The 14,913-nt window shown below is 63.2% G+C and carries 13 protein-coding genes; 6 read left to right on the top strand and 7 right to left on the bottom strand.

Features of this window, described 5'->3' with window-relative positions; all coding sequences use genetic code 11:
• Positions 1–36: 36 nt before the first annotated feature.
• From rplI to J2D77_RS02170, 7 genes are all read right to left on the bottom strand, one after another.
• Positions 37–630, bottom strand: coding sequence for a 50S ribosomal protein L9 (gene rplI / locus J2D77_RS02200; protein ID WP_207844636.1), 594 nt, complete (start codon positions 628–630; stop codon positions 37–39).
• Between the two features lie 11 nt (positions 631–641).
• A complete protein-coding gene (gene rpsR, locus J2D77_RS02195; protein ID WP_025827191.1) occupies positions 642–917 on the bottom strand; it encodes a 30S ribosomal protein S18 in 276 nt (91 codons plus the stop codon).
• Positions 918–922: 5 nt separating this feature from the next.
• Positions 923–1,369, bottom strand: coding sequence for a 30S ribosomal protein S6 (rpsF, locus tag J2D77_RS02190; protein WP_207844635.1), 447 nt, complete (start codon positions 1,367–1,369; stop codon positions 923–925).
• A gap of 173 nt (positions 1,370–1,542) precedes the next feature.
• Positions 1,543–2,121, bottom strand: coding sequence for a GNAT family N-acetyltransferase (locus J2D77_RS02185; RefSeq protein ID WP_207844634.1), 579 nt, complete (start codon positions 2,119–2,121; stop codon positions 1,543–1,545).
• On the bottom strand, positions 2,111–4,087 hold the full coding sequence (gene rpoD, locus J2D77_RS02180; protein WP_207844633.1) for an RNA polymerase sigma factor RpoD: 1,977 nt from the start codon (positions 4,085–4,087) through the stop codon (positions 2,111–2,113). The genes J2D77_RS02185 and rpoD overlap by 11 nt, the downstream gene beginning before the upstream one ends.
• Before the next feature lie 147 nt (positions 4,088–4,234).
• Positions 4,235–6,115: a DNA primase gene (gene dnaG / locus J2D77_RS02175; protein WP_207844632.1), complete on the bottom strand. Its 1,881-nt coding sequence runs from the start codon at positions 6,113–6,115 to the stop codon at positions 4,235–4,237.
• A 181-nt stretch (positions 6,116–6,296) separates the two neighbouring features.
• Positions 6,297–6,752, bottom strand: coding sequence for a GatB/YqeY domain-containing protein (locus tag J2D77_RS02170; protein ID WP_207844631.1), 456 nt, complete (start codon positions 6,750–6,752; stop codon positions 6,297–6,299).
• 216 nt (positions 6,753–6,968) lie between these two features.
• On the opposite strand from J2D77_RS02170, the gene carA reads away from it, so the two are divergent.
• From carA to J2D77_RS02140, 6 genes are all read left to right on the top strand, one after another.
• Positions 6,969–8,375: a glutamine-hydrolyzing carbamoyl-phosphate synthase small subunit gene (gene carA, locus J2D77_RS02165; RefSeq protein ID WP_207844630.1), complete on the top strand. Its 1,407-nt coding sequence runs from the start codon at positions 6,969–6,971 to the stop codon at positions 8,373–8,375.
• Positions 8,376–8,391: 16 nt separating this feature from the next.
• Positions 8,392–11,646, top strand: coding sequence for a carbamoyl-phosphate synthase large subunit (carB, locus tag J2D77_RS02160; RefSeq protein WP_207844629.1), 3,255 nt, complete (start codon positions 8,392–8,394; stop codon positions 11,644–11,646).
• 141 nt (positions 11,647–11,787) lie between these two features.
• Positions 11,788–12,261 (top strand): transcription elongation factor GreA, encoded by a 474-nt coding sequence (gene greA / locus J2D77_RS02155; protein ID WP_207844628.1) that lies wholly within the window; start codon positions 11,788–11,790, stop codon positions 12,259–12,261.
• Between the two features lies 1 nt (position 12,262).
• Positions 12,263–13,459 carry a threonine ammonia-lyase gene (locus J2D77_RS02150; RefSeq protein ID WP_207844627.1) on the top strand — a complete coding sequence of 399 codons (1,197 nt, stop codon included), beginning with the start codon at positions 12,263–12,265 and terminating at the stop codon, positions 13,457–13,459.
• 406 nt (positions 13,460–13,865) lie between these two features.
• Complete coding sequence (locus J2D77_RS02145; protein ID WP_207844626.1) at positions 13,866–14,030, top strand: hypothetical protein; 165 nt, start codon at positions 13,866–13,868, stop codon at positions 14,028–14,030.
• Between the two features lie 27 nt (positions 14,031–14,057).
• Positions 14,058–14,825: a hypothetical protein gene (locus J2D77_RS02140; RefSeq protein WP_207844624.1), complete on the top strand. Its 768-nt coding sequence runs from the start codon at positions 14,058–14,060 to the stop codon at positions 14,823–14,825.
• The last annotated feature ends 88 nt before the right edge of the window (positions 14,826–14,913 follow it).

The raw sequence follows: 14,913 nt of genomic DNA, 5'->3' as shown, positions 1-14,913 counted from the left end.
GCCCTCTTTTCCAAGTCCTTACAAAAAACAGCCCGCTTACGCGGTTGCTTCCTGCGTCGGTTCTTCAACGCTGTCCTCGGGCACGATCTCGCCTTCAATGAAGGCTTCATCCCCGGCCAGGGTCGCTTCTTCTTCCGGCGTCGCGGCTTCGCCACGGGCCTGGCGTTCGGCTTCTTCTTCCGAACGGGCGACGTTGACGACAACCGGCACCACCACTTCGGGATGCAGTGCCACCTTGACGTCATACAGACCAAGGGACTTGATCGGATGAGCAAGGGAGACCTGCTGGCGGTCGATGGTGAAGCCGGCTTCGGTCACGGCCTGGGCCACGTCGCGCGGGCTGACGGAGCCGTAAAGGCTGCCGCTGTCACCGGCCTGACGGATCAGGACCACAGCCAGGCCTTCCATCCGTTCGGACAGACGCTCGGCTTCTTCACGGCGCTTGATGTTCGCGGCTTCAAGCTGCACGCGTTCACGGTCGAACCGTGCACGGTTGGCTTCGTTGGCGCGAATCGCCTTACCCTGAGGCAGCAGGTAGTTACGGGCATAACCCGGACGCACCTTTACCACTTCACCCATCTGGCCCAGGTGTTCAACACGCTGGAGCAGGATTACTTCTGTAGCAGCCATGGTTGTTCCCCTCAGCTTACGACGTAGGGAAGCAGAGCCAGGAAACGGGCACGCTTGATAGCCTGTGCCAGCTCACGCTGCTTCTTTGCGGACACCGCCGTGATGCGGCTGGGCACGATCTTGCCACGCTCGGACAGGAAGCGGCTGAGAAGGCGCACATCCTTGTAGTCGATCTTCGGCGCGTTCGGGCCCGAGAACGGGCAGGACTTGCGACGACGATAGAACGGGCGGCGCGCACCCACGGCGGGGCGACGGGCGGCGGGATTGATTTCAGTTGTTTCGGACATCTGCTTCACTCCGCTCCGTTGTCGGCCACTTCGGCCGGGCGTTCATCACGACGACCGCCACGGCCGCTTTCAAAACGACCGCCGGTCGGCTTGGGACCACGGAAGCCACCGCGTTCGCCACGGTCGTCACCCTTGCGGGACAGAACCGGAGAAGGCGCTTCATCAATGGTTTCCACCCGCAGCGTCAGCAGGCGCAGCACGTCTTCGTTCAAGGAGAGCTGGCGCTCGATTTCCTTGAGCAGTTCCGAGCGCACGTCCAGACCCAGCAGGACGTAATGGCCCTTGCGGTTCTTCTTGATGCGATAGGCAAGGCTGCGCAGGCCCCAGTATTCCCGCTTGCGGACAGCGCCGCCATCGGCTTCGATCTGGGCGGCCACGCCATCAATGATGGCATCGACCTGCTGCTGGGAAATATCATTCCGCGCGATCAGCACGGTTTCGTACAACGGCATGTTCACTCCCTTCGGATACAATCAACCCGCCCGGACCGGACCCTTCCGGCTTGCGGTAACCCCGGCCAGCCCCAGGGGGACATGCCGGAATGCGCAGGTATAGCCGGGCCAATGCCATGAACCCGGCAGGGAAAGCGCAGTCTCAACCACATTTCGGGGTACAACGCAAGCGTTCAGACGCGCAGGTGCCGTGGAATATCCAGCCCCAGCCTGTCCGGCACATCCCAGATCTCGTCCACTTCACGCAGGGGCGTGAACCCGGCCGCGCGGTAAAGGGGCAAGGCGCGCGGATGATCGGCCGTGCAGGTGTTCACCCGCACCGTGCGCGGGTGGCGTCGCCACGCCCAGCGCAACACGCTGTCCAGGAAGGCGCGCCCCACCCCACGGCCTATGGCTTGAGACAAAAGACCGAAATAGGACAGGTTGATGGCCTGCGGGTCGGTATAATCCAGTTCGTAGAAGCCGCGCAGTGCGCCGTTTTCGCGCAGCAGGCCAATGCCAATGGGGGCGGTGGCCAGAAGTGCTGCCAGAACGCGGTCAGGCTGGGCCTGGCGCATCCACCAGCAGCACGACCGGCCCACCCCTTCATGCAGGGCGCGATATTGCGCAACACTGGGCCGCACGTCGTGCTCAAGCATCCAGCCCGGTGGCAGCAGCAGGCGGGGGGCTGGCGGCGGGGCGGTCATGCGCATGAAGGTGATTGTCACCTTCATGCGCGTTACGGCTTCGTGCAGCGCGGACTCAGTTGTCATCCAGGAAGGACCGCAGCTTGCGGCTGCGGCTGGGATGCTTGAGCTTGCGCAGGGCCTTGGCTTCGATCTGGCGGATACGCTCACGCGTGACGTTGAACTGCTGGCCAACTTCCTCAAGCGTGTGGTCGGTGTTCATGCCAATGCCAAAGCGCATGCGCAGCACACGTTCCTCACGCGGGGTAAGAGAGGCCAGAACCCGGGTCGTCGCTTCACGCAGGTTGGTCTGGATCGCGGCATCGAGCGGAATAACCGCGGACTTATCCTCGATGAAGTCACCCAGATGGCTGTCTTCCTCATCCCCGATGGGTGTTTCGAGGGAGATCGGCTCCTTGGCGATCTTGAGAACCTTGCGCACTTTTTCAAGCGGCATGCCCAGCTTTTCGGCCAGTTCCTCCGGTGCGGGTTCGCGACCGATTTCATGCAGCATCTGGCGCGAGGTACGGACCAGCTTGTTGATGGTCTCGATCATATGCACGGGAATTCGGATGGTGCGCGCCTGATCGGCGATGGAGCGGGTAATGGCCTGGCGGATCCACCACGTGGCATAGGTCGAGAACTTGTAGCCCCGGCGGTACTCGAACTTGTCCACCGCCTTCATCAGCCCGATATTGCCTTCCTGGATCAGGTCGAGGAATTGCAGGCCACGGTTGGTGTATTTCTTGGCAATGGAAATCACCAGGCGCAGGTTGGCCTCGATCATTTCCTTCTTGGCGCGGGCGGAATCACGCTCGCCACGGGCGACGGTCGCATAGACACGGCGGAATTCACCGATCGGCAGCCCGGTTTCCTGGGCCAGCAGCGCAACCTGGTTACGCAGTTCCAGGACCATGTCCGCATGCTTGGCGACAAAATTCTTCCATGACCGGCCCGGCAGGGTGGCGACAACTTCCATCCAGCCCGGGTCCAGTTCGCGACCGCGATATTTCATCAGGAAGTCATCGCGCGAGACGCGACAGCTTTCCGCCAGACGCAGCATGCGGCCTTCAAGCATGTTGAGCTGCTGGAACATCTGCTTGAGATGGGCGACCAGTTCCTCGATCCGGTTGTTGTGCAGGTGAATCTGCTCAACCTTGCCGACCAGGCGGTCCCGCAGCGCCGCATAGGCTTCCTCGAACGAACCATCGACTTCCGAACCGGATGTCAGCGCCTCGATCCGGGTGACCTGCAATTTGCGCAGCTCTTCGTAAAGCGGTTCGATTTCATCGAAATGGGCAAGGATTTCGGGCTTCAGCTTTTCTTCCAGCGCCGAAAGGGACAGGCCGCTGCCTTCCCCTTCCATATCGCCTTCGGCTTCCTGGTCCTCGGAATCCTCGGTCTCGGACTCCGCAATGCCCTCGCCTTCGGTTTCGGATGCACCCTCTTCCATGGGGCTTCCGCCCCCCTGCATGGCTTCAAGATCGACAATGTCGCGCAGCAGCATCTCGCTGTTGCGGATCTTTTCATGCCACGAAATGATGGCGCGGAAGGTCAGCGGGCTTTCGCACAGCCCGCCGATCATTTCGTCCCGACCGGCTTCGATCCGCTTGGCAATGGCGATTTCGCCTTCGCGCGAGAGCAGTTCCACCGTGCCCATTTCGCGCAGGTACATGCGCACCGGGTCATCGGTCCGGCCGACATTCTCGGCATTGACATTGCCGGACGGGCCTTCGGCCTCCGCCTCGGTGTCGGCTTCCTCTTCCTCGGCGTCCTCCTCGCCCTCGGCGGGCTTGGACGCTTCGGTGTCATCCGTGTCTTCGCTCTCGACGACCTGAATGCCCATTTCCGACAGAAGGGCCATGATGTCCTCGATCTGCTCGGAAGACATCTTGTCCTGGGGCAGAACGGCATTCAGCTCGTCGAACGTGATGCAACCGCGCTCGCGCCCCTTCGCTATCAGTTTCTTGACTGAGGAAGACTGCGTATCCAGCAGGCTGGTGTCACCATCCTGCTCCTGCGTCGCGTTCGTAGATGCCGTTTTTGTCGCCATGCCAGACCTGCTCCTCCCCGCCCGCATCCGGCCAGGATGCAGAACGACCAGTTTATCATGTACTGTTCAATTTCCAGGGCGGGCAGGACGTGGGATATCCTGCGCCTTAAGTCAAGGGGAACACGCCTTGGAACATTCCGCCAAACCCTAGATATCCGCGTCGTCCACCCCGCCGCGACGCAACTGGTCCATAATATCCATGCGTGCCTGCAACCTTTGCCACTGGCTGGAATCCCCGCCGTTTTCGGCAAAGCCCGCAATATCGCGCGCCACTTCGCGTATGAACTGCTCCCGGTGCAGCAGGCCATAAAAATGCCACCACTGTGTTCTTGCCGCCACAGTCTGCGCAGGGTCGTCCGACTCTGTAAACTCATCGGGGCGCGGCAGCGTTCCCTCGACCAGTTGCACAAGACGCAGCGCGTCCTCGCCCCCCATCGTTTCGAGCCGCGCGCGTAACGCCCCCCCTGTCTGCGGCAGCCTGCCTTCGGCCGAAAGATCGAGCAGCATCTCACGCAAGGGCGCAAGATCGGCCGGCAGGTCCAGGCGGCAGAGCGCTTCCTCCACCTCCTGCATCAAGGTGGGGACGTGCAGGAGCAAACGCAACATCAGCCGCTGCCGCTCCCGCGCCTGATCGACCATGACCGGCGCCGTGCCCGCAAAGCCCTGGCCCGCAGACATACCCGAAGACCACCCGCCAGCCCCCGCACCACCGGACCGGCCGCCAAACTGCCCCTTGCCCCCTTTACCCCCCCGGAACTTGCTGAAAAAGCGATCGAGCAGGGTCGAGCGGTATTCGGCAGCCAAGGCGCGATCAGGGATCAGGGCCGCAGTTTCGGTCAGGCGGGTGCGCAGGGCGGCGCGTTCCTCCGGCCCGGGGGCGGACATGCCACTTGTCAGCAGGTCGAACAGGACATCGGTCAAAGGCTGGGCATTGGCGAACAGTTCGGCCACCGCCTGCTCCCCCCGCCCGCGCACCATGCTGTCCGGGTCCTCACCCTCGGGCAGCAGGCACAGGCGCAGGGAATGACCGGCCTTGAGCAAGGGCAAGGCGGTTTCCGCCGCCTTGATGGCCGCGCGCCTGCCAGCCCCATCGCCATCGAAGCACAGAATAGGCAGGGGGCTGACCTGCCACAGCACTTCAAGCTGCTCGGCGGTCAGGGCCGTGCCCAGTGGCGCCACGGCCCCGGCAAAGCCCGCCTGATGCAGGGCAATGACATCCATATACCCTTCCACCACCACCAGGGCCGGTGCCTCCACGCCCCTCGGGCGGGGTGCGCGCACGGCGGCACGGGCGCGGTCCAGCCCGAACAGCAGGCGCCGTTTCGAAAACAGCGGCGTTTCCGGCCCGTTGAGGTATTTGGGCTGGCCATCGCCCAGAATACGCCCGCCAAAGGAGACCAGCCGCCCCCTGCGGTCGCGAATGGGAAAGGTCACGCGCCCCCAGAACAGTTCGCCCTTGGGTTTTCCGTCCTCATCGACGCGCATCAGGCCCGCTTCGGCCATTTTCTCGGGCGTGATGCCCTCAGGCGCCAGGGCCTTCACCAGGTCGCCGCGTCCCTCGCTGGCCCAGCCCAGGCCGAAAGCGGTAATGGTCTGGCGCGTCAGGCCACGGCCCAGAAGGTAGTCCAGCCCGGCACGGCCTTCGGGCCGCCAGAGGGCGGCGGACCAGATTTTCTGCGCAGCCGCCAGCACGTCTTCCAACGTGCGGGCATGGTCCATGACCTGCCGCGCCGCCTGGGTCTGGACAGGCACCTCCATGCCGGCAGCAGAGGCCAGTTCCTCCACCGCTTCGGGAAAGGCCTTGCCTTCCATCTGCATGACAAAGGAAATGACATCTCCATGCGCGCCGCAGCCGAAGCAGTGGAAATGATCGTCATAGACATAAAAGGAGGGCGTTTTTTCGCCATGGAAGGGGCAGCACCCCTTCCAGTTCCGGCCCGAACGCGCAAGCTTGACCCTGCGCCCGATGACGGATGTCAGGGGGGTGCGGGCACGCAGTTCTTCCAGAAAACCGGGATCAATCGCCATGATACCCTACCCTGCCCCCGTTGCACCACGCACCCGCGCCACCAGGCGGAATAGACCGCTCGGCCCGCGTTCGCACTCCATCACGCCCCGCCGCACCCGGCACCGGGGATTGGCACCGCCATAGGGCCGGCCCCACTTGGCCCGTCCCGAATTGCCCGGGCCCGAAGCTGCTCCGCCTGGTTCAGCCCAGCCGGGCTTTGACGGCCGCACTGGCGCGCGCCATGTCCAGTGCCGCCCCAAAGCGGGTCTTGAGTGCCGCCATCACCTTGCCCATGTCCTTGAGCGTGGTCGCACCCGCGGTGCCGATGGCCTCGTCCACTGCTGCGTGCAACGCCGCTTCGTCCAGTTCCGGCGGCAGGTAGCTCCGGATCACGGCTATTTCGGCTTCTTCCTTGTCCGCCAGTTCGGGGCGGCCGCCATCGCGGTACATCGTCGCCGATTCCGTGCGAGACTTGATCATGCCGCGCAGGGCGGACAGGGCTTCTTCCTCACCCAGTTCTGTCGCTCCCTTGGCGCGGCCGGCAATTTCCACGTCCTTCAGCCGGGCCGTTATCATGCGGATGGTCGCGACACGCGCGCTTTCACCCGCCTTCATGGCTGTCTTTAAGTCGGCCATAAGGTTTTCACGAAGGGTCATGGACTTGTCTGCTCCGGCAAATGCTGGCGCCCCCGGTGCGAGAACGCCTGAATAAAGGTCCTGACCCACCATACCACCCGGCGCCGGCAAAAGGCATCCACCCCGGAGGGAAAAAATTTCCCATGGGTTTTTCTCATGCGCCGAACAGGTGGGAAATTTCTTCCCAAAGGGATTCCGAAATGCTAGATGGCCAGACGGGGAGGCACAGCCCAGGCCATGTCCATGTCAATCGATTCCATCATTGCCCGCATTGGCGGGCCAGACGCCACCGCCAGACTGACCGGTGTCGGCACCGAGGCCATTCGCAAATGGCGCCAGGCCCAGGCCATTCCGGCCAGGCACTGGCCCGCGATCGCGCAGGCGACCGGCCTTTCGCTGGATGACCTCCAGCCCGCACCCACCGTGACAGACCGATCCTTCCCGCATGCGGAAGGCAGCAAGACAGGAACATCCATGCCCGACGCCCGCCCCGATGGCGCCACCGCCGCTCTTGTTCTCGCAGATGGCAGCGTATTGTGGGGAAAGGGCTTCGGCGCCTTCACACCCAGCCCGGCCATTGGCGAAATCTGCTTTTCCACAGGCATGACCGGCTACCAGGAAACCCTGACGGACCCGTCCTTTGCGGGGCAGATCATCACCTTCACCTTCCCGCATATCGGCAATGTCGGCGCGAATGCGGAGGATGACGAAGCCGCCCGCGTGTTCGCCCGCGGCCTGGTGGTGAAGGAAGACCCCACCGCCCCCGCCAACTGGCGCGCGACCGAAAGCCTGGACGCCTGGCTGAAGGAACGCAACGTGGCCGGTATTGCCGGGGTGGACACCCGCGCGCTGACCCTGATCATTCGCGACAAGGGACCGCAGACGGCAGCCCTCGTGTTCCCCGCCGATGGCCGTTTCGACCTTGAAGGCATTTTGGCCGAAACGCGCGCCTGGCCGGGGCTTGAAGGCATGGATCTCGCGCGCGAGGTGACCTGCGCCGCACCTTACACCTGGCAGGACAGCGTATGGGAATGGCCGCATGGCGCGCGCGCCGTCCCCGCCCGGCGCAGGCGCGTGGTGGCGGTGGATTACGGGGCCAAGCGCAATATCCTGCGCTGCCTGGTAGCCGCCGGCTGCGACGTGACAGTCGTGCCCGCCACCACGACGGGTGAGGAAATCCTGGCCCTCAAGCCCGAAGGGGTTTTCCTCTCCAACGGGCCGGGCGATCCGGCGGCCACGGCAAGCTACGCCGTGCCCGCCATCCGCACTGTGCTGGAAGCCGGCGTGCCGCTGTTCGGCATCTGCCTGGGGCACCAGCTTCTGGCCCTGACACTGGGGGCCAAGACCTACAAGATGGAGCGCGGCCACCGGGGTGCGAACCAGCCGGTCAAGGACCTGCAGACCGGGCGGGTGGAGATCACCAGCCAGAACCACGGTTTTGCAGTGGACGCCGACACCCTGCCGGATGATGCGCATGTCACGCATGTCAGCCTGTTCGACGGTTCGAACGAAGGGCTGGCGACAAGCCGGTATGCCGCATTTTCGGTGCAGTACCACCCCGAGGCCAGCCCCGGCCCGTCCGACAGTTTTTACCTGTTTGAACGGTTTGCCACCCTGATCGACACCCACGGCGCCAAGAACTGACAGGACCGCACGTATCATGCCCAAACGGACAGACATTCGCTCCATCCTCATCATCGGCGCCGGTCCCATTGTCATCGGCCAGGCGTGCGAATTCGATTATTCGGGCGCACAGGCCTGCAAGGCCCTGCGCGAGGAAGGCTACCGGGTCATTCTGGTCAATTCCAACCCGGCCACCATCATGACCGACCCAGGCTTGGCCGATGCCACGTATGTGGAACCGATCACGCCCGAAGTGGTCGAACGCATTATCCTGAAAGAAAAGCCCGACGCCGTGCTGCCGACCATGGGTGGGCAGACAGCGCTGAACACCGCCATGGCGCTGCATGCCTCGGGCTTTCTGGAAAAGCATAATGTGGAACTGATCGGGGCCAAGGCCGATGTGATCGACCGCGCCGAAGACCGTCAGAAATTCCGCGAGGCGATGGACGCCATCGGCATCGAAAGCCCGCGCAGCCTGATCGCCCATACGCTGGCCGAAGCGCATGACGCGCTCAAGCAGATCGGCTTTCCCTCCATTATCCGCCCGTCCTTCACCATGGGTGGGTCTGGTGGCGGCATTGCCTATAACCGCGAGGAGTTCGACCAGATCGTGCTCTCGGGGCTGGATGCCTCCCCCACCACCGAAGTGCTGGTCGAGGAATCCGTGCTGGGGTGGAAAGAGTATGAAATGGAAGTCGTGCGCGACACGGCGGACAACTGCATCATCATCTGTTCCATCGAAAACATCGACCCCATGGGCGTGCATACGGGCGATTCCATTACCGTGGCGCCGGCACTGACGCTGACCGACAAGGAATACCAGCGCATGCGCGATGCCTCCATCGCGTGCCTGCGGGCCATCGGGGTGGAAACGGGTGGATCGAACGTGCAGTTCGGCATCAACCCTGCCGACGGCCGCATGGTGGTGATCGAGATGAACCCCCGTGTTTCACGCTCTTCCGCACTGGCATCCAAGGCCACGGGCTTTCCCATTGCCAAGGTGGCGGCCAAGCTTGCGGTCGGCTACACGCTTGACGAGCTGAAAAACGACATCACCCGCACCACGCCCGCCTCGTTCGAGCCGACGATCGACTACGTGGTGGTGAAGATCCCGCGCTTCACGTTCGAGAAATTCCCCGGTGCCCCTGCCCTGCTCTCCACCTCCATGAAGTCGGTGGGCGAGGCCATGGCCATTGGCCGCTCCTTCCCCGAGGCGCTGCAAAAGGGCCTGCGTTCGATGGAAACCGGCCTGCACGGGCTGGACCCGGTCGAAGTGCCCGGTGATGGCGGGGAAGACGCATTCCGCGCAGCCCTGTCCCAGCCGCGGCCCGAGCGTATTCTCATGGCGGCACAAGCCCTGCGCGCGGGGCTTTCGGTCGAGGATATCAACGAAGCCTGCAAGTTCGAACCGTGGTTCCTGCGCCAGCTCGAAACGCTGGTCCAGGCCGAACGCATGGTGGAAAACCACGGCCTGCCCAAGGATGCACAGGGCCTGCGCCGCCTGAAAGCGCTGGGCTTTTCAGACGTGCAGCTTGCCCGCCTTTCGGGCACGCAGGCGAGCGAGGTCGAGAAGCTGCGTCTTCAGGCCGGCGTGGTGCCCGCCTATCGGCGTATCGACACCTGTGCGGGTGAATTCACATCCGCCACGCCGTATATGTATTCCAGCTACGAGGGGCTGTTCACCCCTCCGACCTGCGAGGCCGATCCCACGGACCGTGAAAAGATCGTCATCCTGGGTGGCGGGCCCAACCGCATCGGCCAGGGGATCGAATTCGATTACTGCTGCGTGCATGCCGCCTACGCCCTGCGCGAAGCCGGTTACGAGACCATTATGGTCAACTGCAACCCCGAGACCGTGTCCACCGATTACGACACGTCCGACCGGCTGTATTTCGAACCGCTGACGGCCGAGGACGTGATCGCCCTGATCCGCCGCGAACAGCAGAACGGCACGGTCAAGGGCTGCATTGTCCAGTACGGTGGGCAGACCCCGCTCAAACTCTCGCGTGCACTTGAAGCGGCCGGCATTCCGCTGCTGGGCACCCCGGCCGATGCGATCGACCGGGCCGAGGATCGCGAACGGTTCCAAGCCATGCTGCACAAGCTCGGCCTGCGCCAGCCCGAAAACGGCATTGCCCGCAACCCGGAGGAAGCCGAGGCCGTGGCCGAGCGCGTGGGCTATCCGGTCGTGGTGCGGCCGTCCTACGTGCTGGGCGGGCGGGCAATGGAAATCGTCTATGACCGCGCGTCGCTCCAGCGCTACATGCGCGACGTGCTGCGCCATGCGGGGCACGATATCTCATCGGGGCCGATCCTGCTCGACCGCTACCTGAACGAAGCGATCGAGGCCGATGTGGACTGCATTTCCGACGGGACGGAAGTGTATGTGGCCGGCGTCATGGAACATATCGAGGAGGCGGGCATTCATTCGGGCGACAGTGCCTGCGCCCTGCCGCCCTACACGCTTTCCCCCGCCATCGTGACCGAACTGAAGGCCCAGACCGAAGCCATGGCGCGCGAGCTTGGCATTGTCGGGCTGATGAACGTGCAATACGCCATCAAGGACCAGGAAGTGTTCGTGCTGGAGGTCAACCCACGCGCGTCGCGCACGGTGCCGTTCGTGGCCAAGGCCACGGGCGTTCCGGTCGCCAAGATCGGCGCGCGCGTCATGGCGGGTGACAAACTGTCCACCTTCAACCTGGACGACCGGGCGGTGGTGCCGCATGTCGCGGTGAAGGAAGCGGTCTTCCCCTTCAACCGCTTTGCCGAAGTGGACACCATCCTGGGCCCGGAAATGCGTTCCACGGGTGAAGTCATGGGGCTGGACACCTCCTTCGAGCGCGCCTTCGCCAAGTCGCAGCTTGGGGCGGGGGTCAAGCTGCCCATGTCGGGCACGATCTTCCTGTCCGTGCGTGAAAGCGACAAGCCCCAGCTTGCGGCCCTTGGCCGCCTGCTGGCATCCATGGGCTTCAAGATCCTGGCCACGCGCGGCACGGCCCGCCGGCTGCGCGAGTCCGGGATCGAGGTGGAAGTGGTGAACAAGGTGCTTGAAGGCCGCCCGCACTGCGTGGACGCCATCCGCTCGGGCGAGGTGCAGATGGTCATCAACACCGCACGCGGCGCGCAGTCGGTGGCCGACAGCTTCGATATCCGCCGTTCAGCCCTTGTTCTGGGCATTCCGCACTACACAACCATGGCCGGAGCGCGGGCGGCGGTGCATGCCATTGCGGCAATGCGCGAAGGACCGCTTGAAGTTGCGCCGCTTCAGTCATATTTTAGTGGATCGTTCTAAGCGACAGGGGCAGGCCATACCAGCCTGCCCCTGCCGTTTGTGGTTCGGCCTCCCCCTTACCCGTAAGGGAGGGGCCGGGCCATGAAGAGTGTGTAACGTTCACGCCGGCCCAGGCCGACAGCTTTATTCCGGGGATACGCCTTGCAGAAAACTCCGATGACGGGCCAAGGCCTGCGGCAACTCGAAGATGAGCTGCGCAAGCTTAAATCAGAAGAACGCCCGGCGGTCATCCGCGCCATTGCCGAAGCACGCAGCCATGGTGACCTTTCAGAAAATGCTGAATACCATGCCGCGCGCGAACGCCAGTCCTTTATCGAGGGCCGTATCCTGGAATTGGAAGAGATCATCTCCACCGCCGAGGTGATCGACCCCGCCACCCTTTCGGGCAAACAGGTGAAGTTCGGCGCCACGGTCAGCCTGGTGGACGAAGACACGGACAAGGAAATCACCTACCAGATCGTGGGCCTGCATGAAGCCGATATCAAGCAGAGCAAGATTTCCATTTCTTCCCCGCTGGCCAAGTCGCTGATCGGCAAGCAGGAAGGAGACACCGTGTCCGTTCCCGCCCCCGGTGGCGATCGCACGTATGAAATCCTGTCCGTAAAATTTATCTGACATGATCTCCATGCAGGATATCACCGCCGCGGCTGAACGGATCCGCGGCAAGGTGATCCGTACACCCACCGTCCAGTCCCATGCCCTGTCCCTGGCCACGGGGGCGGATATCACGCTGAAGCTTGAAAACCTTCAGGCCGTCGGTTCCTTCAAGGAACGTGGGGCCGCCAACAAGCTGGCCCTGCTTTCGCCCGAGGAACGCGCACGAGGCGTTATTGCGGTTTCAGCCGGCAATCACGCCCAGGGCGTTGCCCGCCACGCCAGCCTGCTGGGCATTGACGCGGTCATTGTCATGCCCAGGTTCACGCCCGGCGGCAAGGTGGTGCGCACCCGCAACTGGGGTGCGCGCGTGGTGCTGGAGGGCGAGAACTTTGCCGAGGCGCTGGCCTTCGCCAAGGATTTGCAGGCGCGTGAGGGGCGGACCTTCATCCACCCGTATGATGACCCCGCGATCATGGCGGGCCAGGGCACCTGTGCACTGGAACTGCTCGAAGATGCGGGGGATATCGACACGCTGGTCGTGCCCATTGGCGGGGGCGGCCTGCTGTCGGGCTGCGCGGTCGCGGCCCGGGCACTCAGGCCCGGGATCAGGCTGGTTGGCGTGGAGGTCGAAAATTACGACTCGCTCTGCGCCTTTCCGGGCCCGGCCATCCAGCCCAATGGCGGGGCGACCATTGCCGAAGGCATTGCGGTCCTGCAGATCGGCCAGCAGACGAACGAGGTCATTCGCAAGCTGGTGGACGAAGTGCTGGTCGTGTCCGAATGCGCTATCGAAAACGCCATCACCCTGCTGGCCGAAGGGGCGAAGCAGGTCAGCGAAGGGGCTGGCGCTGCGGCCCTTGCCGCCGTGCTGACCTATCCCGAGCAGTTCAAGGGCCGCAAGGTGGCCATGCCCATCTCGGGCGGGAATATCGACAGCCGCATTCTGGCCAATACGCTCATGCGCGCCATGCTGCGCGACGGTCGCATCCTGCGCCTGATCATGGAAATTCCCGATCGGCCCGGCGTGCTGGCCGATATTGCCAAGACCATCGGGGATGCGGGCGGCAATGTGATCGAAGTCTCGCACCAGCGGCTTTTCTCGGCCCCGTCCGTCCAGGCCGCCGTGCTGGAAATCATGATCGAGGCGCGCGACCCCGAACATGCGGCAACCATTACCACCGAGTTGGAAAAATCCTACACGGTCCGCCGCGCCTGACGCCCCGCGGGTGGGGCCTTTGCCTCACCCATGGGCGAAAACGTCACGCGGAGATTATTTCAAAACGAAAAAAAATATTCGGGTGTCGCCTTTTTTAAAAAAAGTGACAGTCTTCGAAGCTTTTTTGAAAAAAGCTTCACCAGAAACTTTTATAAAATAGACCGGCACTTCGGGGGCAGATTTTTAAAACGGCTTCCTGTCGGCAATGCAGCGTCTTCCACCCCTCGCCTTATCGCGCGGTCATCTTGCAGATTGCGCTCCCAATCGTCCAAATAAAACGCGAATGACGGTCTGAAATACCTTGGCTTACCCGAAGCAATGTGACCTCCAGCCAACGCCTTCTTAACGATTTGTTAATGATTGTAGCGGACTGTAACGGTTTCGCGGTCTGGTTGAAGGCGAGACAATGACAGTTTCTACCGTGCCGTCCGGGTATGATGACCTCTTCCTGACTGCCGCCGTTCTTGGTGGGAGCGATCTGCACAACCAGACATCGGCAAAGGGCCATGAAGCTGCAATCCATGCCGCGCTGGCCAGAACCCGCAAGGCACTGGGCCTGTTGACAGGCTGAAACAGACCACCGGTCGGGACCATGGACATGCTCATCTCCGTACCGTTTACACAAGCTGGCCCGTCTCCCTCCGCGATGGATGCCGGGGTGAACGATGCTTCGGCCTCCCTTTCGGGCGGGCAGCCGGATCAGGCGGAAGCGTCCTCCGTTGTCGTCACGTTGTCGCAGACGGCTCTCGATTTTCTGGCAGGTTCGTCCGCCGGCAGCCAAAGCCAGTCTTCCGCCCAGCAGGCCCTGGCGCGGCTGGACCAGATCATTCAGTCCAGCCACGCAACCGCCAGGCAGCAAGCCGAGCAACGGCTCGACAGCCTCAAGGCGCAGATGTTCGCCTTGATGGAAATGGGGGGCATCCTCTCGCCCAGGGCGATGGCGGCGGAAGTCGCGCGACTGGCCCACCAACTCGCAGCCGCCGTGGCGCAGTATGCGCAGAATGGCGGAACCGCGACGGTCAGCACAGCACTGGCCACGGACATGCCCGCGGCACCACAAGACGCATCAAGCACCGATACGGCTGCAACAGTTGACGGGACCGGTCAGGATTTGCATCCCAGTACGGACGGAACACAGGCTGAACAGCCCCCGCCCGGCGAGCCCGCCCCGGCAGCGCAACCTGCGGCCACCACAGACGAAAACCAGCAGTTCCGGCAGGCTGCAAGCAGTCTGGCCAGCCAGATGATGGGGCTTCTTCGAGAAAGCGAGCGCCACCTGAAAAAGCCGGACGCAGCCTTGGACAGTGATCTTACTAAAGGGCGGAACGCGCTCGATATGGTCGTACAACTCCTGCCGGCATTATAGGGGCTGGGTATCCTCCTGTGTCACAGGATGAAGCGCCCTGCCCTCGCGGATAAACAGGATGCCGCGAACACCACGGCATAAACGGGAT

Source organism: Acetobacter garciniae (assembly GCF_017377735.1).
In the GTDB taxonomy this organism is placed as follows: domain Bacteria; phylum Pseudomonadota; class Alphaproteobacteria; order Acetobacterales; family Acetobacteraceae; genus Acetobacter; species Acetobacter garciniae.
Note: the sequence above shows the minus strand (reverse complement) of the source record. Positions and strands in the feature narration are given on the sequence as shown.